Raw genomic sequence first — 21,946 nt, 5'->3', positions numbered from 1 at the left:
CACACAACCGCCCATGATCGACGGTGGCTGCACCCGTTCACACACCACACCAAGCCCCAGCTCAGCCAAGGTCAACATCCCCGGCTGGAGTACTAATCCTCACCGCCCTCGACCTCGCCCCTAACCTTCCCACGACCGCCGCAGCCGGCCTGATCGATCGTCTAGCCGCAGAGGTAATCCAGGAACAGGACGCCAACGCGGCGCGTGATCTCCTCAACCACCCAGCCGTTGACCCCGAACACTACCGAATGCTTAGACAGATGATCAGCGCAAGCGGCCTCGGCATTGGACAACTCCCGAAAACCGCCCACCGCACCCTCTCGTCGGCACTCAACCTCGCCGAAACCGTGATACGCAACAACCAAGCCAACCGTTGAGTCCTTTTCCGAGAACACTGCCAACATGACGCACACCTTGCAGGAGCGCTATCGAAATTCTGGGCCATGCACGGAATGCCGAAGTTCCCACCGACTTCACATCCTGCGCGACGGCAAGGCTCGTGTTGGCAGCCAGCCTTCCCGGTAGGGCGACGGTGCAGGGGCCGACGCCTTCCAAGAGCGACTCCATGCCCGGCATGTTTTGTCGCATGCGCCCAATATTGTCGGTCCGCGCCTTCACATCCCCCTGATGCCTACCTACAGGAGGTCAGACCATGGTTGGTTCCGTGCTCGACACCAGCTCCGCCGATGAGGCCCGTGCCCGGCTCGCCGACCGGCTCGTTGCCGGCCGGAGGATCACCTCGCCGGCGGTGGAGGCGGCGTTTCGCCGGGTGCCTCGACATCTGTTCGCCACCGACGGCGTCAGCGTCGACGCCGCGTACGCCGATGATGTGGTCATCACCAGACGCGACCGGGACGGGCGGGCGACGAGTTCGATCTCCGCGCCGTGGCTGCAGGCGTACATGCTGGAACAGGCCGGGCTGCGGCCCGGCGCCCGGGTTCTTGAGATCGGCTCCGGTGGCTACAACGCCGCGCTGATCGCCGACGTCGTCGGCCCGGACGGCATGGTCGTCACCGTCGACATCGACGCCGACGTCATCGACCGCGCCCGCACCGGCCTGGACCATGCCGGCTACCGGCAGGTGACGGTCGTACACGGTGACGGCGAGTACGGACACCAGCCCGGCGCCCCGTATGACGCCATCATCGTCACCGTGGAGACACCGGATGTTGCACCGGCCTGGCTCGACCAGCTCGCCCCGGCCGGTGCGCTCCTCGTGCCGCTGCGGATACGCGGCATGACCCGGTGCCTCACCCTGCGACGCCACGAGGATCATCTTCGGGCCACTGCGGCGCTGCAGTGCGGGTTCGTGCCGATGCAGGGCGACGGACGCCATCCCACCCGCCGCCTGGCCCTGCGCGGCGACGACATCGTCGTGCACCTGGACGACACCAGCACCGAGGTGAGCCGGGACGCCCTCACCGCGGCGCTACACACGCGCCGGCTGGACGCCTGGTCGCCGGTCACCATCGCCATCAGTGACGGGTCTTCGTTCGAGTCGCTGCACCTGTGGCTGGCCAGCCAGCCCCGGCCCTTCGGCACGCTCACCGTCGACCGCGAACGCGCCGCGGGCCTGGTCGACCCGCAAGACCGGTTCGTCTGCCCGACCCTGCTCACCACCGGCAGCTTCGCCTACCTCGCGATGCGCACACTCGACGACACCACCTGGCAGTTCGGCGCCCACGGCTTCGGACCCGACGCCGACACCCTGACCGCCGACATGCTCGACCTCATCACGGTCTGGGACCACCACCACCGACACGGCCCCGGCCCGACCATCACCGTGCACCCCACCGGCACCCACCCGCCCACACCCGATGGATCCCAACTGCTCGTCACCCGCCGCCACGCCGCGATAACCGTCACCTGGTCCGCTCCGGAGCAGCCGCAGTGACCGCCGATCTGTCGCGCATCCAACGCGATTCCCCGGGGCCGCCGACGTTGGTGATCATTCGGGGTAACTCCGGCAGCGGAAAGACCACGGCCGCCCGCGAGACTCGGCGGCGCTTCGGTCGCGGAGCCGCCCTCTTGGAGCAGGACTACCTGCGGAGAACCCTGCTCAGGGAACACGACAGCGCCCACATCCAACCGGTCGCCCCGACGTTCATCACCGCAACCGCCCGCACCGCCCTCGACCTGGGCTACCACGTCATCGTCGAAGGCATCCTGCACACCGAGCGCTACGCCACCGTCCTGCACCACCTCATCGACTGGCATCCCGGACCGGTAGCCGTGTTCTACCTGGACGTGTCCTTCGACGAAACCGTCCGCCGCCACCTCAACCGCGACGAGCCCATCCCCGTCACCCCCGACGAGATGCGCCGCTGGTACACCCACCGCGACCTGCTCGACGTTCCCGGCGAAACCGTCATCGGCGAAACCAGCACCGTCGAGCAAACGGTCACCACCATCCTGCACACCAGCGGCCTCACCACCGCGACACCGCAGACGCCCTGCCCACAGCGTTGCCGGCACTGCGCCCGCAAAACCAACTAGGCCGCTGCCCCCACCGCAGCGGTCTGCTGACATCACGTGCGGACTCAGGCCGTGCCTCAACACGCTCAGACCCGCCCACGGGGACAGACCACAGCCCGGCGGCTGGCTGGTGCCTGGGCGGCACGGGCGTGGGGCGCGGATGTGCGTCGCCTGTGGCAGGCGTACTCGATCAGTGAGCTGGGCTCCGCCGTGGGTGCCGGCGCCCTGCCGCTGGTCGCGGTTGTGCTGCTGGACTGCTCCGCGCTGCAGGTGTCGCTTCTCGCGGTGGCGTCCGGTGTCGCCAGCGCCGTCGTCGCGCTGCCCCTGGGGCCGTGGGTGGAGTTTCGCCCGAAACGGCCGGTCATGATCGGCGCGGACGTTCTGCGGTTCGCGGCCCTGGCCAGCGTTCCCGCTGCCGCGCTGCTCGGCCGGCTCACCTACGGGCAGTTGTGCGTGGTCGCCGTGGCGCAGACGGCGGGCGGCATCGTGTTCGCCGCTGCCAGCGGCGCCCACCTGCGGGATCTGGTGCCCGCCGCGCATCGGGTCACCGTCTACGGGCGGTTCGAGACGTCTCAGTGGATGGCCCATAGCGCCGGCTCGCCCGCCGGCGGTGTCCTGGTGTCGTGGCTCGGCGCCACCGCGTCCGTCGCCGTGGACGCCGGCAGCTTCCTGCTGTCCGCCGTCGCTGTTCGCCGGCTGCGCAGTCCGGAGCCACCGCCACCGGTACGGCCCGCGAGGGCAAGCCGGGCGCGGGAGGCCGTCAAGGGCTGGCGGTACATCCTCGGTCATGGCGGGCTGCGTGCGCTGCTGGTCAATGCGGTGATCTTCGGGGGTGGCATCATGGCCGCCGCCCCGGTCGTCGCGGTGTACATGCTCCGCGACCTGCACCTGCCGCCATGGCAGTACGGTCTGGCGTTCGGACTGCCCTGCCTCGGCGGCATCCTCGGCTCCCACGCCGCCGGACCGCTGGTGCGCCACTACGGTCTGCGGCCGGTCCTGCTGGCCACCGGAGCCGGCCGCGCCCTGTGGATGGGCCTCATCCCCGCCGCCCCGCCCGGCACCCCCGGGCTGGTCGTGATCGTGATCGCGGAGACACTGCTGCTGTTCTTCGCCGGCTCATTCAACCCCGTCTTCGCCGGCTACCGCGCGAACCACACCACCGCGCAGCGGATGTCACGGGTGATCACGGCCTGGTCGATCACCTCGAAACTGACCCAGCCCGTCTTCGTCCTGGCCACGGGCATCATCGTCGCCGCTACTGATGCCCGCACCGCCATCACCGCAACCGCCGCGCTCACCCTCACCAGCGTGGCGTTCCTGCCCTGGCGGCGCGCCCCGGACCGACTCGACCAGACCGACCCGCCGCCCTGCGCCTCCGCCGAGCGCACACCCGCCATACGCCAGCCGCCCGCAGTCACCGCCCCCGTGCAGGGCGGGGAGCACGAAGGACCGCCGACCGCATCTCACCGGAACGAGAACCGCCGATGAGCGACACCGCGACCTGCTGGACCAACGCCGCTCTGGTCGGTGTCGACCTGGAAGGCACCGGAGGGCAGGACCGGGACGAGGAGGCCATCCTCGAAATCGCTCTCGTCCCCCTGCACCACGGCACGCCACAACCAGACGCGGCTCTCGCCACGCTGGTCAATCCCGCCCGCCCACTGGATTACCGGACCCGGCTGCCACCCGGCGTGAGCCGGGCCGCCCTGCGCGCGGCACCGACCCTCGCCGACCTCGAACGTGACGTGACCGACCGGGTTACCGGCCGGTACCTCATCGGCCATCACGTGGCCGTCGACTGGCGTCTGCTGCGGCGACAGCTACCCCGCCTGCGCCCAGCCGGCCTCCTGGACACCCTGCGCCTGTCGCGCGCAATCGCCGCCGGCGCCGGGCACAGCCTGACCACCGTCATCGACCGGCTCGGCCTGACAACCCGCGTCGACACGGCCGCGGCCGGTAGCCGGCCGCACCGGGCTTTATGGGACGCCACCGCAGCCGCCCTCCTGCTGCCAGAACTCGCCGCCCGGCTGTGGGACACACCACCGTCCCTGGCACAGCTCATCCGGCGAGCCGGAATCCCGGTAACTCCCGGCACCCGCCACACCGACGTACAGCCTCGCCTGTTCTAACCGGGCACCGACACCCGGGCGGGCCGCCGACGCGGTCGACCACCGCAGCGACCTACGCCGGTCAAAGGCCAGCCCCTCGACCCGGCACGGAAGTCGGACCAGATCCGCACCCCGATCAATTGAAACCGCCCGGCCCACGCCATCGTCCATTCCGGAAGGAGTACCTGTGACCATCACCGATCCGCCGCTCAGCAGCGTCTCCGAGTCCTACTACGTTCACAACGAGGAGCGCGGTGAAACCCTGCACCGGTCCGCGCCGGAAGCCATCCAACGCGACGTGACCGCCCTGAAGGTCCGCGACGGCGACCACGTGCTGGAGATCGGCACCGGCACCGGATACTCCGGCGCGCTGCTCGCCGCCCGAGCCAGCGCGTCGGGGCGCGTCACCAGCATCGACATCAGCGACCACCTCGTCACATGGGCGAACCGGCTGCACGGCCGACGCGGCGTCACCACGATCACCTGCCACCCCGCCGACGGCATGAACGGCTACCCGCCGCACGCCCCCTACCAGCGCATCGCAGCCTGGTGCGCACCCCCACGGCTGCCCCGGGCGTGGGTGGATCAACTCACCCCGGACGGCCGGATCGTGGCCTGCCTGCCCATCGCCGTCCAGCCGTCCACCACCCTGATCGCCACCATCACCCTGACCGCGGCACAACCGCACGTCGAGACCGTCACCTTCGGTGGCTACGCCCAGAGCACCACCATCGCCGTCGACGACGCCCTGACCCTGCCCGGACGCTGGGTGGACCACCACACCGACCAGCCGCAACCGGCATGGATATCCATCGGCTGGCGCGAGCACGACGACCCGCACCACACCGGCGCCCGCACCGCCCTGCACCTGCTGCTCAACCCCGGCCACACCGAGACCTACCACCGCGCGCCCCTGGACTGGCTGTCCTGGACGGCCTACTCCGTCATCGCCGGCGGCCCGCACCGCACCTTCGTCGCCCTGCGCGACGGCGCACGCGGCATCGGGCACACCACCGCGACCACCGCCGCGGTCGTCCTCACCGACGGCACGATCCTCGCCGACGCCCCGGGATCCCCGTCCCTGACCGCGCTGCGGACCTGGCTGCACCACTGGGAACAGGCAGGACGACCCGACGCCGCATGGTTCGACACCAGACTCGTCCCCAACGACGAGGACGACCCGCCCGGCTGGGACCTCCGGATCACCGCCGGCGCCCGCCGATGACCGGATTCCGGCGCCGACGCACGGTGTGCGGCGAAGCCTTCGCCGTCCCGGTCGCCGCGGTCCTGGTGCTCTGCCCGTGGTGCATGACCCGGCAGGCCGGGCCTGGTCGCAGCCCGGGGCAGGCGACGTAGTGACGGGTGGCTGTTTAAGGCAGGCGTGAAACACCTGGTCCGGGCAGGTGCCGGCGTGACGGACGGATCGGCATATGTCAGCGCGACGACCCGCTCGGTCGTCGGTGGTGAAAGTTGCAGGATCTGCCGCTATCGATCCTTGTTGTCGATCGGCACCGATGGTTACGGTGCGGTGTCTGGTTGTAACCGAGGAGCCTTAGGGGAGGTCTCATGAGGATCACCAGAGCACTACTCGCCGGCGGGCTAGCCGTCGTGTCGATCGCGGCGGTCCCGCCCGGCGCGGCGTCGGCCGCGCCGTCGTGGCAGGGCCTGACCGGCCCGGCCGGAACCGGGTTGCAGTCCTGCGTGGCGCAGGCCAAGACGCAGCGCCCGGCGTCCTGGACGTGCATGGGTGGGGCGTTGACCACCGCCGGCGCGAGCGGCAAGCCGACCACCACGGTCGTGGCCGACGACTTCCAGCAGACCACGTCGGTCGCCGACCGGGTGGGCATCGCCGCCGACGACTACGACAGCTGGTGCGAGTCCGGATCGGTGTGCGGGCGCACCGTGGGCGGCAACTACATCGCCGAGGTCAAGGGCAACGCCGCCTACGGCAACGCCGCCGGAGTCATCGGCGCGTTCGACTTCATCGTCCGCCAGGCGTTCGAGGGCACCCGGCCGCGGTGGCGCAACACACTGATCTGGGACTACGGCCCGCAGATGCAGCCGCAGGAGTTCACCAACAACTGCCGGACCAACGTCACCGGCCCGGACGGCTACTGCGGGCAGAACCCGTTCTACTTCGCCAACGTCAGCTCCGGCAGCTGGCGCAGCGACAAACCCAGCACCACCGGCTACTACTACAACAGCCAGCTCACCGCCGGCAGCGGCAAGTACCACGACGACAACTACGGCTCGTTCTTCGCCTTCGGCTACTCGCAGCTGTTCTACGCCCCGACCATCCATACCGGCCGCTGGAACCAGTGCACCGTCAGCCCCGGCTGCCGCTACTACCAAGTCCCCTGGGCCTGAACCATCACCGACGCAGAGCCGGGTGCCGCCTTCGCGGCCACCCGGCTCTGCATGATGCCGGCGGCATCACACCAGCAAGATGACGCCTCCTGCCGCAAGGCACACGGCGTTAGTCATGGCGGCGGGGCCTCGCCGCGCACGGTGCGCCCGGTCAACTGCACGAACGGCTCGCTCAGCGTCAGCTCGATGCCCTGCTGCTGCGCGCGGTGCCACACCTGGTCGAGGACGGCGTCCACGCTGTCGTACCCGGGCGGCGGCTTGAGCAGCCAGAGACGCCCCCGGGGGCGCCCGCTGATACCGACCCTGGCCAAGGCCCAGTCATGGTCGTCGTCGATCTCCGCCATCATCGCCGGACCGGCCTCGCGGGTTTCCGTACGCAGAACGGCGTGCGTCTTCGGCTCCTGCTCGTACCACGTGTCGTAGCGGGTGGCCCGGTCCGGCACCCAGGTACGCAGCTCGCGCGGCCACACCGCCGGCAGGAACGCGTACAGCGGCGCGTCGGGGGCCAACTGCCAGCCCCGCGCGACCAGCTCCCGCACCTCCGGCAGCTCCTCCGGGCCGAGCCCAGCCGCCGCGCCCGCATCCTCAGCGGCCGGATCTGGCGGCTGGTCAACGCCCCAGTCGTAGGCGATAGTCACCCCCGCACTGTACGACCGGTCCGCCCGGCGGCGTCGCTGTTGAACCAGTTCAGGCGACGTCAGTCAGCGGGTTCGGGCAGGCGCAGGGGCCGGCCTAGATCAACTGCTAGAGTTGTTTGGTCGGTCGGGCGGGCTGCGTCGGAGCCCCCACCAGGCCGGTCCGGACATCGCCCGGATGATCCGCCGCTGGTCCGCCGATCCCGGCCAGGTCCGCGCGGCGGTCAGCCTGGAACGCAACGCCCGGGCCATCAACCCGCGCACGATGCTCTTCGGCGACCGCACCGCCGAGCAGGTCGCCCGCAGCGCCGGCCCCGGGCGAGGCCGTCGCGCAGGCCGCCGCCTAGCTGGACGCCGCCCGGCCGAGCTGTACGAGGTGCGGTGCATCTACCGCCGTCGCGGCGACCGGCGCCTCAGCACCGGCCGCGGCTGGAGGGCTCGGCCCCGACCCGGCCGACAAGGGCCGAGACGTGTGGCGGTCGCTACGCGCGATCGCCGCCGGATCCCCTGCCGAGATGTTGGAGCCGCTCACCGCCCAGCAGGCACCCGGGGCGGCACCATCGAGACGGTCGACGGCGCGCCCCGCCTCGTGCTGCAGCGCGCCGCGCCGCCGTATCCCACGACCGAGTTCTACCTCGCGGTCGCCGTCGCCGGCGCCACCAAGCGGCGCCCCCACCTTCGACGAGCTGTGGCGCTGGGTTCCCCACCTCGACCTGCCCCGCCAGCTCGACGCCCTCGGCGCGCGGTGAGCGTTTGCCCAGGTTCGTAGACCCTTCGAGACACCTTTCACGCAGCTTAAGGGGTATCATTATGGGTGTGCGAGGGTCGACAACCCGGACTCCACCAGAAACCTGACGCACCCCGAGGAGAACCCTTGATCGCGCACCCCATCCCACCGGCCGGATCCTCCCTGGTCGTGCACCCGGCGGCGTCGTCGACATCGGACACCTGGTCGACCTCTCCCGCCCGGCTGGCTACCGACTACACGTCACCAACCGCCTCGCCGTGCCGGACGCCACCGGGTTCACCGCCCTGCGCGGCTGGGTCCTCAACCGCTCGGGCGCCCGACGGCGCACCCGCGACGGGCAGCCCCGATCCTGCTGGGTGCCGCTGGACCGTCTCGTCCTGGCCACGATCGAGGTGCTGATCGCCGGTGAGCTTCGGCCGGCGCCGCTGGCCGTCGGCCCCGGTGAGGATCTGCCGCTGCCGCTGCTACCTGTCCTGTCCTGTCAGGAGTCCATCGCCGTCTTCGGCTCGGGCGGCGCCTACCTCGACGCGCACCTGCACCGGCGCGAGCAGTGCGGACACCTGAGCCGGTGCGGCTTCCCCGACCGGGACGAGCCGTGCCAGGCGGTGGAGTGCTACACGCCGCTGTGCGGGGACTGCCCCGCCACCCCGGCCGAGATCCCGGCGGACGTCGCGATCTGAACGGGCCTCGCCCGTTGCCCGCGTCGGCTGGTCGGATGCGTGATCAGATTCCGCCCGACCAGCCGGCCGCACCTTCCACCCCGCGCCCCCGCCGCCGTCCTGCGGCCCTGCCAGACCTGGTGATCCCTGTGGACCAACTGACCATCCCCATTCCTCTGGCCGACCCGACCCCGACAGCGGCCCCGGCCGCCGCGCCCCGCAGGGCGCGCCGTCGCCGCCCGGCCCGACAGCCGATGCTGGAGTTCGACCCGTCGTCGCTGTGGTGCCAGCGCTGGACCGCCACACGCCAGCAGAAGTGGAGCCTCGCCGCTCCCGAGGACCGGCTGCGCACCGACCGCTACGAGGTGCGGCCCATCGACCGGTCCACCGCCGCGGCCTTCGTGATCCCGCGCCACTACAGCGGGTCGCACGTCGCCTGCCGCCGCCGCTTCGGGCTCTACCGCGCCGACGCCCTGGTCGGCGTCTCCGCCTACTGCGTCACCAGCAAGGACGCTCTGCGGCTGGCCTATCCCGAGCTGGAGCCGGGCGTCGAGTCGCTGGAATGCGGCCGGTTCGTGATCGCCGAGGACGAGCCCGGGAACGTCGAGAGCTGGTTCGACGCCCGCTGCCGCGAACTGCTGTTCGCCGCCGGCGTGCAGGCCGTGCTGTCCTTCGCCGACCCGTGCCCCCGCGTCGACGCGACCGGGCGGGTGATCTTCCCCGGGCACGTCGGCTACATCTACCAGGCCGGCGGCTACCTGGTCGCCGGGCGAAGCGAACGCCGCACCCAGTGGCAACTGCCCGACGGCACGTTCCTTAACGGCGTCACGATGCAGAAGATCCGCCGGCAGCGCTCCGGGCACGAGGCGGCCGAGCGGCGCCTGGTCGACCAGTACGGCGCCCGCCCGATGCGCGCCGGGGAACGGCCGGCGGACTGGCTGCGCGACGCGGTCCGCGACGACCCCACCGTCGGCGTCAGCCTGATCCGCCACCTCGGCTGCCTGCGCTACCTCAAGCCCCTCGGCACCCGCAAGCAGGCCAAACAGTTCAAGATCGAGCTGAAGCCGGTGACGATCAACCGGGAGCTGCGGGCGGACTGGGCCGACCTCGCCGACGACGCGGTCCTGCCGTTCGGGCCGTACCCGAAGGTCCCGGACCTCACGAGGGCCCCCGCATGAGCCCGCTGCGCACCGCGGCGGACCTGCTGCGCACGCTGGAGTCCGGCTGCTACCGGCTGCCGGAGCTCTACCAGCTCGCCGAGCAGGCCGGCCTCGCGGACCGGGCCGACGGGCGCCGGGTCATCCAGGACGGGCAGGAGCAGTACAAGCGGCGGATCCGCTCGGCCCTGCAGGCGCTGCGCCGCCAGGGCCGAGCCCGCCCGCACGACGACCGGCGGGCCGCCTGGCTCATCGAGGGCGTCGCCGCCACCGTGCTCGCCCGCGCCGACCACCGGCCACCAGCCGGCCCCGTCTGCCCAGCCGCAACACCCATCCCGGTCGAGGCGCGGCAGCCGCCCGCGGAAAGTTGACCCGGCCCAGCTCACACTGTTCGACGGGTGAATCGCCCGGCCGGCGAGGCTCCGAGCCGGCTCAGTCCTCGCCGGCCGGCCGGGCCGGCAGCCCGCGCAACCGGCGCTGCACAACCTGAGGGCTGACCTCACCGAACCGCTCCGACAGCGCCGCAGCGATCGCCCGCACCGTCGGCCGGCGCCCCGGCCCGGCGTCGTCGATGACCTGCTGCACATCCGCGGCGGTAGGACGCGGACCCGCCGTGCGACCACCCTTGCGCCGCGGCCTCGCCGCCGCATACGCGCTCGCCCTGGACTGCCGCCACCGATAGGTCGTGCGCTGCGGCCCGACCCTGATCTCGTCGGGCCGCAGCAGGTAACCGTCCTCGCCACGGTCCCAGGCGTCCCTTGAATCCTGCGCGTAGCCCTTGACAGTGTCCGGCTGCAGGCCGAGCATCCGGGCGAACGCGCCAACACCGATCAACGCGTCCTGGCTGACGCTGCTGTCGGCGTCGACACCGAAGTCACCGCCGGTCGGCTCCTTCTCGACCTGCGCGAGCGGCGGCCGACCCGGGCGGCCCCGCTCGGCCGTGAACGCGTCGAGGTCGGCCAAGGCGTACACCTCCTGGCCGTCCACCCGCTCCGGCAGTGGATCCGGCCAGCCGTAGCGGGCCCGGCCGTACGGCGAGGCGTACTCGGCCACCGTATTGACCGACAGGCCCGTACGCTCGGCGGCCCCGGCACGGTTGGTGACCGTCACGCCGTCCACGGTCCAGGTCTGCACGGCCCCTCCGGCGGTCACATAGCGATGGCCGGGGCAATCCACCCGCAGAACGAGTGGCGGCAAGCCCCGGCCACCATCCAGAAGCCCGACCCGGAACAAGCCCGTGTCGGCAACGACCACTGTAGCGGTGCCGCCGTACATCCGCCGATGACCAGCCGTGAGCCCGCCTAAGGCGTGTTTCGTAAGTCAGGCTGGCGGTGTCGAGGCCACGGCGTGGCGGTGATCGATAGCTGAAGAGGTCTCCGGTATCTGGTTCTGCGACCAAGCAAGAACTTCATACCGGAGACCTCGTGGCCAGCGTAGCGGTGACGAGGCGGCATGACCTGACCGACGGGCAGTGGGCTGTTCTGGCTCCCCTGTTGCCTGCACCGTCGGCCACGGGTCGTCCGCCGAAATGGGAAAAACGGCAGCTCATCGACGGGATCCGGTGGCGGATCCGGATCGGCGCCCCGTGGCGGGACGTGCCGGCCGAGTACGGGCCCTGGCCGACCGTCTACGGCCTGTTCCGGCGGTGGCAGCGCGACGGCACGTGGGACAAGATCCTGTCAGCGTTGCAGGCCGCCGGTGACAGGCAGGGCCGGATCGGTTGGACGGTCAGCGTGGACTCGATGACCAGCCGCGCGCACCAGCACGCCGCGGGTGCCCGCACCGACGGGCATCTGCAGAAGGAACCGCCCGGCGGGGTGCACGACGAGCCCGCGGACCACGCGCTGGGCCGATCACGCGGCGGCCTGACCACCAAAACCCACCTGGCCTGCGAACAGGGCCAGAAAGTCCTCTCCCTGACCGTGACCGCCGGGCACCGCGGTGACAGCCCGCAGTTCATCCCCGTCCTGCGCCGCATCCGCGTGACCCGCCTCGGCGTCGGCCGGCCCCGCACCTGCCCCGACCTGGTCCTGGCCGACAAGGCCTACACCAGCCGCGGCAACCGCCGATACCTGCGCTCACGCGGGATCAAGACCTGCATCCCCAGCAAGAGCGACCAAGACGCCCACCGCAAAGCCAAAGGATCCAAGGGCGGACGCCCACCCGCCTTCGACAAGGATCTCTACCGGCTACGCCACGCCGTCGAGAACGGCATCAACCGACTCAAACGCCACCGCGGCGTCGCCACCCGCTACGAAAAGCTCGCAGTCCGCTTCCAAGCCGTCCTAACCATCACGATCATCACCGAGTGGCTCTGACCGGCTTATGAAACACGCCTTAGCAGTCAGGCCGAGCGAAGGCGGTGCTGCTCGCACGGGGGAACGAGCAGCACCACTCCAACAACGGTAGCCCCAACCTTCGCCCGTCCGCTGCCCCGCCGATACGGCCGGCGAAGGCCACGCGAGCGGTCACGCCCTGATGTAGCTGAGCGGCGCCGACGATGTCGCTCCGCTACGGAGCCCAGTGACCCGGCAGCCACAGAGCCGGCTGCTAGCATCAGAATCTCTTCGGCCTCACGGCGTCCGCGACGTGGGGTGGGGATTGTGGGTTGTTTCAGGCGACCGGGGGGTTGCCACTTCGTCCACCGATGAAGTCCCCCGGTCGTTTCAACCGCCGGTCAGTCGCGCGCAGGGACAGCCATGGAAATCCGGAGCATCGGTGGCCAGCCGCACACCGACATCGCCGGGGCGGCTGAGTTCACTCGTCGGTCCGAGGCGACAGTTCGGCTCAAGACCTCGCCCAAGCAACGACGACAGGGCTCGGGCTGGCCCGCGCCGGTCAAGCTAGACAAGAAGTCATGGTTTCCCCTCGAAGAGTTGAAGCGCGTCCGAGACGTCCTCTTGCCGCAGATCGTCGAGTCCGCCAGAGCACGCGTCCATCACGTGGACCTCGCCGGCGATCCGGATGAACTGATCTCCGCCACCGAGTTTCGAAAGATCCTAGAGGTCAGCCAAGGCGCATGGGATAGGTACGTTGACCTCAGCCGAATGGCATGGCGTCGCCACGAGGACGGCTACCTCCCCTTCTTCGATCACGAGGAACCGGCGGCCGGGCCGGGCATGGTTCGTTACTGGAAGCGCCGTCGCGTGCAGGAGTGGATCAACAAAAGAGGCACGGGCGATCGGGAGCACGCGCAGTGCGAGTGACAGCGGCAGCTCCCGGGGGCCCGCCCATCGCCGGTCCGCGACCCCGGCTGCTTGACGAGCCAACGGTGATCGTCCGTCGCAGCCCCGTCCGCTACGGGCGCGTTCCCGCTTCCGCCAGCTGAAATCGGCCTGCGGCCGATGGCCTCCGGCCCGGTCAGCGTCCCGCCGCTGAACCGCGGCGCCTCGCCGGCGAGGCAGGCTCCGGGAAGGAACAGAGCAGCGTCCGATTCTTCCCAGCAACCTGCCCAAGGGCAACCATTTTTTGTGGTGGGGGGAAAGCCACACACCAGCTTGCCCCCCACCACAAAAAATGGTCGATCGCAGATCAGGCCGCCGGGAAGAATCTCCGAGCCGCAGGAATATGCGCGGACCGCGCCGCACTCGGCAACATGCAACGACCGAGCTAACTCCCGGTCACTTGCGCATCACTCGCCATGACGGAGATGAACCTGGATCAAGGTCGGACCACTTGTCGCCAGCGCCCACAGATTGAGCCATCCGACTAGACATCAAAGGCGACGTCATGTACCATTAAATACATGAGGGAGGGGCGGCAACCCCCGACCGAATAGCCAACAACCCAACCGAAGGAATCATCGTGAGTGACACGATCAGCGCTATTCCTCTGACTGCTCGGAACGCCTCGCTGGCGGACCTGACCACCATCCTCAACCAGCAGCAGGGGCACAAGCTCGACATCGTCGCCGGAACGGGAATGTTGCGAGCCGAAGCCGGTAACCTGCGTATCACCGGCGCAGAGCCGATCCTCACCGACACCGGGGTCACCTCCTCCGACGGGCTGTACCTGCCCACCGAAATCGGTGATAACGGGCTCGGCGAGAAGCTGGGCATCCCCACTGGCTACCTGCGCAAAACCCGCACTCAGGCCCTGCACCTCTACGACGCCAACGTCAACGGCTGGCTCGACCTTCAGCACGGCAAGCGATTTCTTGCCCGCTGCCTGTCCGACGGCAACGGCAGCGGCATTCTGCGCGCCTTCCTCAGCGACGGATACAAAATCATCGACCACCTCGACGTTCTGATGTCCGTGCTGTCCGGAATCCGTGAGTCCGGGCTGCGGGTAAACCTTGCGTGCGACCTGAGTGAACGGCGCATGGTCGTCCGGGTTCACTCCGAGGCCATTAAGACCCTCGCTCCGACTCTGCTGCGCAATTACCGCAGCCCCTTCACCGGAGCGACCGGCGCGGACAACCCGGTTGTCTTCGCCGGTCTCGTCTTCACCAACAGCGAAACCGGCTCGGGCGCGATGACCATCACTCCGCGCATCGTTGTTCAGGTCTGCGACAACGGCGTCACCATCACCAAGGATGCCCTGCGCGCGGTGCACCTCGGCGCGAAGATGGACGAGGGCACGATCCGGTGGAGCAACGACACCCACGAGGCGAATCTCAGCCTCATCGGCAAGCAGGCCCGCGACGCCGTACGCCGCTTCCTCGACGTTCACTACGTCCGCCGGAAGATCGAGGAGATCGAGGAGAAGGCGGGCCGCCGCATTCCCGACCCCGACCACACCATCCGAGTCGTCGGGCAGCGACTTCGCTTCACCGAGGACCAGCAGCGCCTGATCCTCAACCACTTCATCGACGGCGGGGACCGCACCGCCGGGGGCATGCTGCACGCAGTCACCAGCGCCGCGCAGACCTTCAGCGACCCCGACACCGCGTTCGACATGGAAAACGTCGGCATCCGCGCCATGGAGATCGCTGCCACGCTCTGACCGCTGGCCGGGTGCCGCCACCAGCGGCACCCGACCCGCAGCGGCCCGAACCGGCAAGACCTCGCCGGTGCCCCCGCCGGACACGCTCGATCCTCGCGTGCCGTCTCATGCCGATCCCCTTCGATCGATGGAGCAACCATGTCCATGTTCATCGGGCTGCCTCACGGCGTATCACTGCCGCGACACCTCGCGGAGCCCGACGCACGACACCTCGTATCCGTACTCGCCCGCACCTTCCAATGGACCGGCCCCCTGTTCGGCCGCGCAGAGGTCGAGGCTTACCTACACGCCCAGGCCGACGACCCCGCCACCCTGCCCCGTCCCGCCCTGAGCGACGAGGACTGGCAGCGCCTGCAGAAGACCGCCGCATGGAAGGGCCTCGCCGCCGACGCCCGCCGCGCAATCGCCACGGCGGACGTCATCGGTCAAGCCCTCCGACAGGCTGGCTGCCGCTGCGGGCACTGCGACACCCCGATCTCCGGCCCGCCAACCGCCAATTGGGGTCTCTGCCCCGTCTGCCTCAACCGCGCACACCTCGCTGACCTCCAGCTCCTGCCCTGCCCGGCAGGCGACGGTGCCAGCCCTCACCGATGGAACGGCGGAACCTGCACCGACTGCACCATGCCGTCACCGCCCGGTCGGCCACACCTCACCGCTGTCGCCACCGCCGCCTAACTGATCAGCACCGTTCCTTGACAACTCCACAGCGATCCGCGCGAAAACCGCCGCTACCGCTATCGACAGCGGCCCCACGAACCACCGGAGCGCTCTGGACGGCAACCCCAGACACGCCCCGGACAACCAACAACACCCGCAACCCGAAGGGAACACGAACCGTGCTTACGGAAACCGCACCCGCACCGCAGATCGACAGCGAGGCCCCCGACGACTCCCCGGAAGCCACCAACCTTCCCGAGGCCGCCGAGGCAGTCACGACCGACACCGACACCGACGCCAGCGCCCAGGCCACCGACGACGCCCAGGACATGCCCGAGCTGCCCGGTCGGCACCGCATGGTCGAAGTCAAGAACATCAAGCCGAATGCCAACAACGCCCGCGACGACGCGCAGGCCCTGCCCGGCATCGTGCAGAACCTGCACCAGGACGGCGTTCGCGGCCTCCTCTCGCCGCTCATCGTCACGCCGCTCGGGCTCGTCGACGAAGGCCCGTACCTCATCATCGACGGCGAGCAGCGGTACTGGTCCGCCGTCGAGGCAAAGCAGAAGTGGATCCAGGTCATCATCCGTGACGACCTGGCCGCCAACCGGGAACAGCTCATCAGCATGCTCCGGCAGGTCCACCGCACCGAACTCACCGCAGCCCAGCAGGCCCGAGGCATCCAGCAACTCGCCCTCGACGGCATGGATGACGAGGACATCGCCCGGCGCACCGGCTACCAGCCGGAACAGATCAGGGCTGGGCGGCAATTCGCCACCCTGGACAAGCGCTCTGCCGAGCGCACGCAGACCCTCGGGCTCGACCTCACCCAGGTCGCGGTGCTCGCCGAGTTCGCCGACGAACCCGAATGCGTCGAAATGCTGCTGGACGAGGCCGAGAACGGGCCGTTCGCCTTCGCCCGTGCCGTCGAGCAGTATCGCGGCACGCGCGCCGCGATCGCAGCAGAGGCCGCCCGACGCGCCGAGCTTGCCGACGCCGGGGTCACGCTGCTGTCCGAGCACCCCGGGTACAACGACCCCAAGATCAAGGAGGTCAGCGACCTACGCGACGCCGAGGGCAACCGCCTCGACGCCGAAGGGCACAGCGGCTGCCCCGGACACGCCGTGCGGCTGTTCCTCACCTACGACGACCGGCTGACCGAAACCTACTACTGCACCGACTGGCGCGCGCACGGCCACGCCCTGCCCTCCTACGCCGTGACCCCCACTCGCGGCGGCTCCATGACGGAGCAGGAGAAGGCCGAACGGCGACTGGTCATCGAGAACAACAAGGCCATGGAGGTCGCCAACACGGTCCGCCGTGAATGGCTGACGACGTTCCTGACCGCCAAGACCCCGCCGAAGGGCACGGCGAAACTGATCGCGGAGATGCTGGCCGACTCCGGCTACACCCTTTCGACCTGGATCAACGGCGGCCGGAAGATGCTCGACGAACTCCTGTCGCCGGGCAAGACCAAGCGGCCCGGCACCAAGCGCGTCCCCGCACGCGGTGTCAGCGACGGCCGGTACTCGGTCATCTCGCTCGCCGCCATCGCCGCCGCCAACGAAAGCGCCATCACCCGATCCTCCTGGCGGGCACCCGACCCGGCGGTCGCCAAGTGGTTGCAGTGGTGCGTCTGCAACGGCTTCCAGGTCGGCGACGTCGAACAGCTCATCATCGACGCCGTCGCCAACCGCACCAAGCAGCGCGCCGACCTGACCGTCATCACCGCCCCGAAGCCCGACGAGCCACTGTCCGGACTCGACACCGACACCGCCGACAACAAGACCGAGCCCCGACCGGACGAGGGGACGCCCGGCACCTCGGACAACACCGACGAACCCGCCGGGTCCGAGCCCGAAAGCCGTCTCGCCGCCTGATCCAGCCGGTCGGGGGCCACACCAGGCCCCCGACCGGCATCCCCCTACACCCCAGGCACGCCCGAATCTCGCCTCCAGGCCCCACCGCCCGACGAAGACCACCAGCCCTCCGACGAGCAATAGCCAAACAGCGACGACGACCGCCGTCCTCGACCACCTACCAGCCAGCCATCACCGCTCGCCCGCGCGCGGTGCCCGGATCAGGGCGCATCGAGCGCCCGGCTCCGGACGAGGGGCGCTCACGCGCCGCCCCCTCGCCTCCCCCGGCTCGCCACTCACCCTCCGTCCGCCCCGAGAGGCACGACGAACACCCACCCCATCAGGATCCACCGCCGACGACCCCGAAGCGGAGCCCCATGCCCACACACGCCCCGAACCCGCGGCGAGCACACAGCCCCGACGAACACCTGCACGTCGTTCAATACTCCGGAGGCATCGGGAGCTGGGCCGCCGCCCAACGCGTCGCCGCCCAGCACGGCACCAAACGGCTCGTGCTCCTCTTGTGGGACAAGACGTGAGTTCATACGCACTGGTCGCGTCGCCGTGGTGTTCCGCACAGCGCTGGTGCGAACGGAACTCGAACCTGTCATCACGGACCTCGCCGCCGAGAAAGCCTGACAACAGTGGGATCCACCCTCGCCGACATTGCCGCGACCGGCCCGCTGCTGCTCGCCGTCCTGGTCGCCGCCACCGCTGGGCTGGTCAGTTTCCTGTCACCGTGCGTGCTACCCCTGGTACCTGGCTACCTCTCCTACGTCACCGATCTCGCTGCCGACGACCTCCGCGCAGCCCATCAACGCGACACCGCACCACCGGACCCCGGCTCAGCGCCCGCCGGCACCGTCGCCACCGCCAAGGCGACCGGCACCAAGTCCCCCTCAGCGGCCCGACGCCAGGTCCTGCTCGGCACCGCCGGCTTCACCGCAGGGTTCACCATTGTGTTCGTCACCATCACTATCGCGTTTACCGCCGTCGGCCGGACGCTGCTGGTCAACGCCCGCACCATCGAAATGATCGCCGGAGCCATCGTCATCGTCCTCGGCGCCGGCTACCTCGGACTCATCCCCGCCCTGCAACGCCAAGCCCGCATCAACCGGCTACCCGCCGCCGGCCTGGCTGGCGCCCCCCTGCTCGGCGCCACATTCGGGCTGTCCTGGACCCCGTGCGTCTCACCGACCCTCGGCGCGGTACTGGCCCTTGCCGTCACCGACGGCACCACCGGCCGCGCCGCCGCGCTCGCCACCGCCTACTGCCTCGGCCTCGGCCTCGGACTGCCCTTCGTCGGCGTCGGCCTCGGCCTACGCCGCGTCCTGACGCTGACCGCCACCGTGCGGCGTCACCACCAATGGATAACCCGCATCGGCGGACTACTACTCATCACCATCGGACTCGCCCTGCTCACCGGCGGCTGGACCACCTTCATCAACTGGCTACGCGCCATCGTCGGCCCCGCCCAGATCGGTATCTGAAATCAGGAGCTTCAGGCTGTGACCGGAGCTGGGCAACCCCTCCGATAACCAGCACAAAGGATCTCCATCCCCTGCAAGCTAGGACTGGGGCGGCGTTTCTCACCGCCTGGCCACCGATATAGCTTCATCACCGGTATATTGAGGCCATGGCCACACCCACGCCGCTTCGGGAGCCCACCTTCCTGATTCTTACCGCGCTTGCGCGAGAGCCCATGCACGGTTACGGCATCATCAGCGACGTCGCCGCGCTCTCCGGCGGTCGGCTGGCGCTGCGGCCCGGCACCCTCTACGGCGCGCTTGATCGCCTCACCGACGAAGGGCTGGTCGAGCGGGACCACGAGGAGGTCGTCGAGGGACGGCTGCGCCGCTACTACCGGCTCACCGAAGCGGGCCGGTCCGTGCTCACCGCGGAGACCGAGCGACTGCGCCGCAACGTCGAGGCCGCCAGCCAACGGCTACGGATTCGGCCCGCAGGCATCCCCGCCGCCGGCGGCACCTCACGCGCCCCTGTCAACCTCCCGGGGGCGATCGCCCGCCCCACCCTACGACCGACCGGAGGCCTGGCATGAACCAGCCCAACCCCGCGCCGGAGCAAGCCGGATCACCGCTGGAGTCCCGCTACCGGCGACTGCTGCGGGCCTACCCGGGTGACTACCAGGCCGAGCGAGGCGACGAGATCGTCGCAACGTACCTCGACACGGTCAGACCAGGGCGACGCTGGCCCTCCCCACACGACGCCCTCGACCTCCTCGGTGCCGGACTCCGGGAGCGACTGCGCGGGTACGGCGCCTTTGGGCTGGCCGCGGCCTTCCCCCTAGCCGCGACCGCCGCGCTGAACACCCTCGTCGCGGTCGCGACCTTCCTGCTCCTGCAGGTCGAGTTCGAAGACCCCTACTTCGCCAGGCTGGACCCGGTTGGTCCCTTCCAGACTCTCGGCGCTGCCATCTGGCTGGGCTGGCTGATCGTCGGCCTCACCGCCACCGCGCTACCCGGGGCCTGGACCCGCACCGCTGCGGCCGGTGGTCTCCTGCTGACTGTCGCCGTGCCACTCGTTGCTGCTCTCATCGGACAACCCCGGCCGCCGCTGTTCGTGCTGCTTCCCGCCGTCGCGCTTGGCCTGGCCACCCTCGCGCTGCCCTCCCACCCCGGCTGGGTAGCACGTAGCCTGCCGCTGCTCACGGCCGGCTGTGTAGCAGCCTTGTCCGTGGCATTCAGCGCCGCTGAGAACGGCGGAAATATGTTCACCTCGTACAGCTCGACTCCCGAGCTGTTGGCGATGGCCGGTGGGCTGATGTTCGCACTGGTCCTACTCGTCGGCATCGGCCGCGCCCTGCGAGCCGACGACGCCGGCCTCTGGGCGACCCTGCTCCTCGCCACACCGGCCGGCCTGCTCGGCGCCAACCAGCTCAGCCAGGGAATCTGGGGCAGCCACGGCGGCGGGCCTACTCCGGCGGCACTCGCCGCCACGACCGGTTCGATCATGCTGGCCGGTGCGGCGCTGCTAACGGCAGCCCTCGCCGGGCAAGCCTCCCGACACCGGACCATACGCCGACGAGTACGCGGCAACGCCTGCCCGACCTGCGGACACCAGCCGGAGGCGACAGCAGAGGCCTGACCATCCCACAACCTGGCTACCCCCGGAGGTGATCAGGCGGTGTCGGCGGGTTTGGGTGCGGATAGTTGGTCGTCTCGTCGGTGTCGGGCCAGAGCCGGACCGCCCGCGCGGCGGCGTCCAGAATCACCTGGGCACTGACCTGCACCCGCGACTCGGGGATGTCATACGCCGGCCACTCGCAAACGAAGGCCACCGGCCCGGCCGGCGGTAGCGGCCAAACCCAGTAGTGGGCCACGTGCCGCCGGGCGTCCGACTCCGCGCTGCCCGGAAACAACAACGGACCAGGTGGCTCGGTGTCCAGCGGTGTGAACGCGTGCCGGTCCATGTTGGTGACGCTGCTCCCGTCGGCGAAAAGCACACCGACCCGGAGGAACTCGGCCGGCAAGGGCGTACCCGCCCAATACCCGATCCGGTGGTGGTGCGAAAGATCGGCCCGGTGGTCCGGCGTACGCAGAACCGCAGTCACGCTGAACTCCAAGCCTGTGGGGTAAGCGAGTAAGCCGCTGATCGCGACCGCCGCGCGGTCGGTGTGGACCAGCAGATGGTTTTCAGCCACGACACCGGGGATCACGTCCTCGGGTTTCATCCAGGCAGGACGGGGCGGTCTGAGCGGTTCTGGCTTGACGTCCGGTGCCGCTACCCGGCGATCGAAGAAGCCCATACGGCCCACCTTCGCACAAACCCACGCCGTCGTCGGACCGTCGTGCACCACCGAAGTCAGTTCCGGCACACACCCGACGGCGCCCCGAACGGGCACCCATCGGTGGCCGGCAGGGCGTCAGCAGGCGTCGACTGATCTGCGATGCGTCGGTCACGAAGTGATGCCTCGCGTGCATACGCGGACACCCTGACATCTCAACTGGCCGCCAGGAAGCGCCAACGCAATCGACGCACCACGTAGGCAAACCCCTGCGGGACCGAGTCTGCAGAACTCTCCTGGCTCCCTCGCCGCCCTGAAGCTCCAGAGCCAAACAGAGAACACCTAGCCCATCACCACCCAGTACCAAGCGCCTCTGCCACCCGGCAGGGGCGCTTTTGCATGCCCGGAGAATGAGGAATCAGTGCAAGACCACCAAAGCCATTCAACTCGACCCGCCCATCAACACTCTCAACCTGTCGACCAAGCCGCTCACGTGGTTAGTACTCCAGCCGGGGATTGTGATCACGGCTCGGTGAGGGCTTGTCGGGTGTAGTGGCTGGTCATGGCTTGGGCTTGGTGGCGTCGTCGGCGG

The 21,946-nt window shown here is 69.8% G+C and carries 21 protein-coding genes; 17 read left to right on the top strand and 4 right to left on the bottom strand.

The genetic code is table 11. The features are described 5' to 3' along the window. Nucleotides 1-161 precede the first annotated feature (161 nt). The gene (locus tag FB454_RS35155) at nucleotides 162-404 is read right to left on the bottom strand and encodes a hypothetical protein (protein ID WP_186461719.1); all 243 of its coding nucleotides are present in this window, start codon (nucleotides 402-404) and stop codon (nucleotides 162-164) included. A gap of 248 nt (nucleotides 405-652) precedes the next feature. Here FB454_RS35155 and fxlM point away from each other — a divergent pair, with 248 nt between their 5' ends. From fxlM to FB454_RS33945, 6 genes are all read left to right on the top strand, one after another. Next, nucleotides 653-1,894: a methyltransferase, FxLD system gene (gene fxlM / locus FB454_RS33970; RefSeq protein WP_013287255.1), complete on the top strand. Its 1,242-nt coding sequence runs from the start codon at nucleotides 653-655 to the stop codon at nucleotides 1,892-1,894. Further along, a complete protein-coding gene (locus FB454_RS33965; RefSeq protein WP_013287256.1) occupies nucleotides 1,891-2,496 on the top strand; it encodes an AAA family ATPase in 606 nt (201 codons plus the stop codon). The genes fxlM and FB454_RS33965 overlap by 4 nt, the downstream gene beginning before the upstream one ends. Nucleotides 2,497-2,637: 141 nt before the next feature. Then, nucleotides 2,638-3,963, top strand: a complete 1,326-nt coding sequence (locus FB454_RS33960) for an MFS transporter (RefSeq protein ID WP_013287257.1) — start codon at nucleotides 2,638-2,640, stop codon at nucleotides 3,961-3,963. Next, the gene (locus FB454_RS33955) at nucleotides 3,960-4,604 is read left to right on the top strand and encodes a 3'-5' exonuclease (protein WP_013287258.1); all 645 of its coding nucleotides are present in this window, start codon (nucleotides 3,960-3,962) and stop codon (nucleotides 4,602-4,604) included. The genes FB454_RS33960 and FB454_RS33955 overlap by 4 nt, the downstream gene beginning before the upstream one ends. A gap of 166 nt (nucleotides 4,605-4,770) precedes the next feature. Continuing rightward, a complete protein-coding gene (locus tag FB454_RS33950) occupies nucleotides 4,771-5,808 on the top strand; it encodes a methyltransferase domain-containing protein (RefSeq protein WP_145824216.1) in 1,038 nt (345 codons plus the stop codon). Nucleotides 5,809-6,149: 341 nt separating this feature from the next. After that, nucleotides 6,150-6,950 (top strand): hypothetical protein, encoded by an 801-nt coding sequence (locus FB454_RS33945; RefSeq protein ID WP_013287260.1) that lies wholly within the window; start codon nucleotides 6,150-6,152, stop codon nucleotides 6,948-6,950. 113 nt (nucleotides 6,951-7,063) lie between these two features. On the opposite strand, the gene FB454_RS33940 is transcribed toward FB454_RS33945, so the two are convergent. Next, on the bottom strand, nucleotides 7,064-7,588 hold the full coding sequence (locus tag FB454_RS33940) for a DUF5956 family protein (RefSeq protein WP_145824215.1): 525 nt from the start codon (nucleotides 7,586-7,588) through the stop codon (nucleotides 7,064-7,066). A gap of 1,002 nt (nucleotides 7,589-8,590) precedes the next feature. Here FB454_RS33940 and FB454_RS33935 point away from each other — a divergent pair. From FB454_RS33935 to FB454_RS33925, 3 genes are read left to right on the top strand one after another with little or no spacing between them, the layout of a single operon-like run. Beyond that, nucleotides 8,591-9,013: a hypothetical protein gene (locus FB454_RS33935; RefSeq protein ID WP_013287262.1), complete on the top strand. Its 423-nt coding sequence runs from the start codon at nucleotides 8,591-8,593 to the stop codon at nucleotides 9,011-9,013. A gap of 35 nt (nucleotides 9,014-9,048) precedes the next feature. Further along, nucleotides 9,049-10,170 (top strand): Mom family adenine methylcarbamoylation protein, encoded by a 1,122-nt coding sequence (locus FB454_RS33930; protein WP_145824214.1) that lies wholly within the window; start codon nucleotides 9,049-9,051, stop codon nucleotides 10,168-10,170. Then, on the top strand, nucleotides 10,167-10,520 hold the full coding sequence (locus FB454_RS33925; protein WP_013287264.1) for a hypothetical protein: 354 nt from the start codon (nucleotides 10,167-10,169) through the stop codon (nucleotides 10,518-10,520). The genes FB454_RS33930 and FB454_RS33925 overlap by 4 nt, the downstream gene beginning before the upstream one ends. Nucleotides 10,521-10,581: 61 nt before the next feature. Here the strand turns inward: FB454_RS33925 and FB454_RS33920 are convergent, their stop codons facing one another. Next, nucleotides 10,582-11,424 carry a hypothetical protein gene (locus FB454_RS33920; RefSeq protein ID WP_244879637.1) on the bottom strand — a complete coding sequence of 281 codons (843 nt, stop codon included), beginning with the start codon at nucleotides 11,422-11,424 and terminating at the stop codon, nucleotides 10,582-10,584. A gap of 164 nt (nucleotides 11,425-11,588) precedes the next feature. Between FB454_RS33920 and FB454_RS33915 the strand changes: the two genes are divergently transcribed. The 8 genes from FB454_RS33915 to FB454_RS33880 all read left to right on the top strand — a co-directional run bounded on the left by FB454_RS33915 (nucleotide 11,589) and on the right by FB454_RS33880 (nucleotide 20,714). Beyond that, nucleotides 11,589-12,467 (top strand): IS5 family transposase, encoded by an 879-nt coding sequence (locus tag FB454_RS33915; protein WP_396854300.1) that lies wholly within the window; start codon nucleotides 11,589-11,591, stop codon nucleotides 12,465-12,467. Nucleotides 12,468-12,848: 381 nt separating this feature from the next. Next, the gene (locus tag FB454_RS33910) at nucleotides 12,849-13,355 is read left to right on the top strand and encodes a hypothetical protein (protein ID WP_013287267.1); all 507 of its coding nucleotides are present in this window, start codon (nucleotides 12,849-12,851) and stop codon (nucleotides 13,353-13,355) included. 598 nt (nucleotides 13,356-13,953) lie between these two features. After that, a complete protein-coding gene (locus FB454_RS33905; RefSeq protein WP_013287268.1) occupies nucleotides 13,954-15,093 on the top strand; it encodes a hypothetical protein in 1,140 nt (379 codons plus the stop codon). A 138-nt stretch (nucleotides 15,094-15,231) separates the two neighbouring features. After that, nucleotides 15,232-15,768 (top strand): hypothetical protein, encoded by a 537-nt coding sequence (locus FB454_RS33900; protein WP_013287269.1) that lies wholly within the window; start codon nucleotides 15,232-15,234, stop codon nucleotides 15,766-15,768. Between the two features lie 17 nt (nucleotides 15,769-15,785). Continuing rightward, nucleotides 15,786-17,630: a ParB/RepB/Spo0J family partition protein gene (locus FB454_RS33895; RefSeq protein ID WP_244879638.1), complete on the top strand. Its 1,845-nt coding sequence runs from the start codon at nucleotides 15,786-15,788 to the stop codon at nucleotides 17,628-17,630. A gap of 623 nt (nucleotides 17,631-18,253) precedes the next feature. After that, nucleotides 18,254-19,099 carry a cytochrome c biogenesis CcdA family protein gene (locus FB454_RS33890; protein WP_013287272.1) on the top strand — a complete coding sequence of 282 codons (846 nt, stop codon included), beginning with the start codon at nucleotides 18,254-18,256 and terminating at the stop codon, nucleotides 19,097-19,099. 146 nt (nucleotides 19,100-19,245) lie between these two features. Then, entirely contained in the window at nucleotides 19,246-19,668 is a 423-nt protein-coding gene (locus FB454_RS33885) for a PadR family transcriptional regulator (protein ID WP_013287273.1), read from the top strand. Continuing rightward, the gene (locus tag FB454_RS33880) at nucleotides 19,665-20,714 is read left to right on the top strand and encodes a GlsB/YeaQ/YmgE family stress response membrane protein (protein ID WP_013287274.1); all 1,050 of its coding nucleotides are present in this window, start codon (nucleotides 19,665-19,667) and stop codon (nucleotides 20,712-20,714) included. The genes FB454_RS33885 and FB454_RS33880 overlap by 4 nt, the downstream gene beginning before the upstream one ends. A 16-nt stretch (nucleotides 20,715-20,730) precedes the next feature. Here FB454_RS33880 and FB454_RS33875 read toward each other — a convergent pair whose 3' ends face one another. Next, entirely contained in the window at nucleotides 20,731-21,375 is a 645-nt protein-coding gene (locus FB454_RS33875; protein WP_013287275.1) for a hypothetical protein, read from the bottom strand. Nucleotides 21,376-21,946: the final 571 nt, after the last annotated feature.

It is taken from the genome of Micromonospora sp. CNZ297 (assembly GCF_007827625.1).
Note: the sequence above shows the minus strand (reverse complement) of the source record. Positions and strands in the feature narration are given on the sequence as shown.

Excerpts from the sequence above, each read along its gene's own strand:
- FB454_RS33955 (WP_013287258.1), top strand. The coding sequence starts at position 3,960 with ATGAGCGACACCGCGACCTGCTGGACCAACGCCGCTCTGGTCGGTGTC.
- FB454_RS33925 (WP_013287264.1), top strand. The coding sequence starts at position 10,167 with ATGAGCCCGCTGCGCACCGCGGCGGACCTGCTGCGCACGCTGGAGTCC.
- FB454_RS33875 (WP_013287275.1), bottom strand. The coding sequence starts at position 21,375 with ATGGGCTTCTTCGATCGCCGGGTAGCGGCACCGGACGTCAAGCCAGAA.
- FB454_RS33945 (WP_013287260.1), top strand. The coding sequence starts at position 6,150 with ATGAGGATCACCAGAGCACTACTCGCCGGCGGGCTAGCCGTCGTGTCG.
- fxlM (WP_013287255.1), top strand. The coding sequence starts at position 653 with ATGGTTGGTTCCGTGCTCGACACCAGCTCCGCCGATGAGGCCCGTGCC.
- FB454_RS33880 (WP_013287274.1), top strand. The coding sequence starts at position 19,665 with ATGAACCAGCCCAACCCCGCGCCGGAGCAAGCCGGATCACCGCTGGAG.
- FB454_RS33920 (WP_244879637.1), bottom strand. The coding sequence starts at position 11,424 with ATGTACGGCGGCACCGCTACAGTGGTCGTTGCCGACACGGGCTTGTTC.
- FB454_RS33885 (WP_013287273.1), top strand. The coding sequence starts at position 19,246 with ATGGCCACACCCACGCCGCTTCGGGAGCCCACCTTCCTGATTCTTACC.
- FB454_RS33910 (WP_013287267.1), top strand. The coding sequence starts at position 12,849 with ATGGAAATCCGGAGCATCGGTGGCCAGCCGCACACCGACATCGCCGGG.
- FB454_RS33930 (WP_145824214.1), top strand. The coding sequence starts at position 9,049 with ATGCGTGATCAGATTCCGCCCGACCAGCCGGCCGCACCTTCCACCCCG.
- FB454_RS33900 (WP_013287269.1), top strand. The coding sequence starts at position 15,232 with ATGTCCATGTTCATCGGGCTGCCTCACGGCGTATCACTGCCGCGACAC.
- FB454_RS35155 (WP_186461719.1), bottom strand. The coding sequence starts at position 404 with ATGTTGGCAGTGTTCTCGGAAAAGGACTCAACGGTTGGCTTGGTTGTT.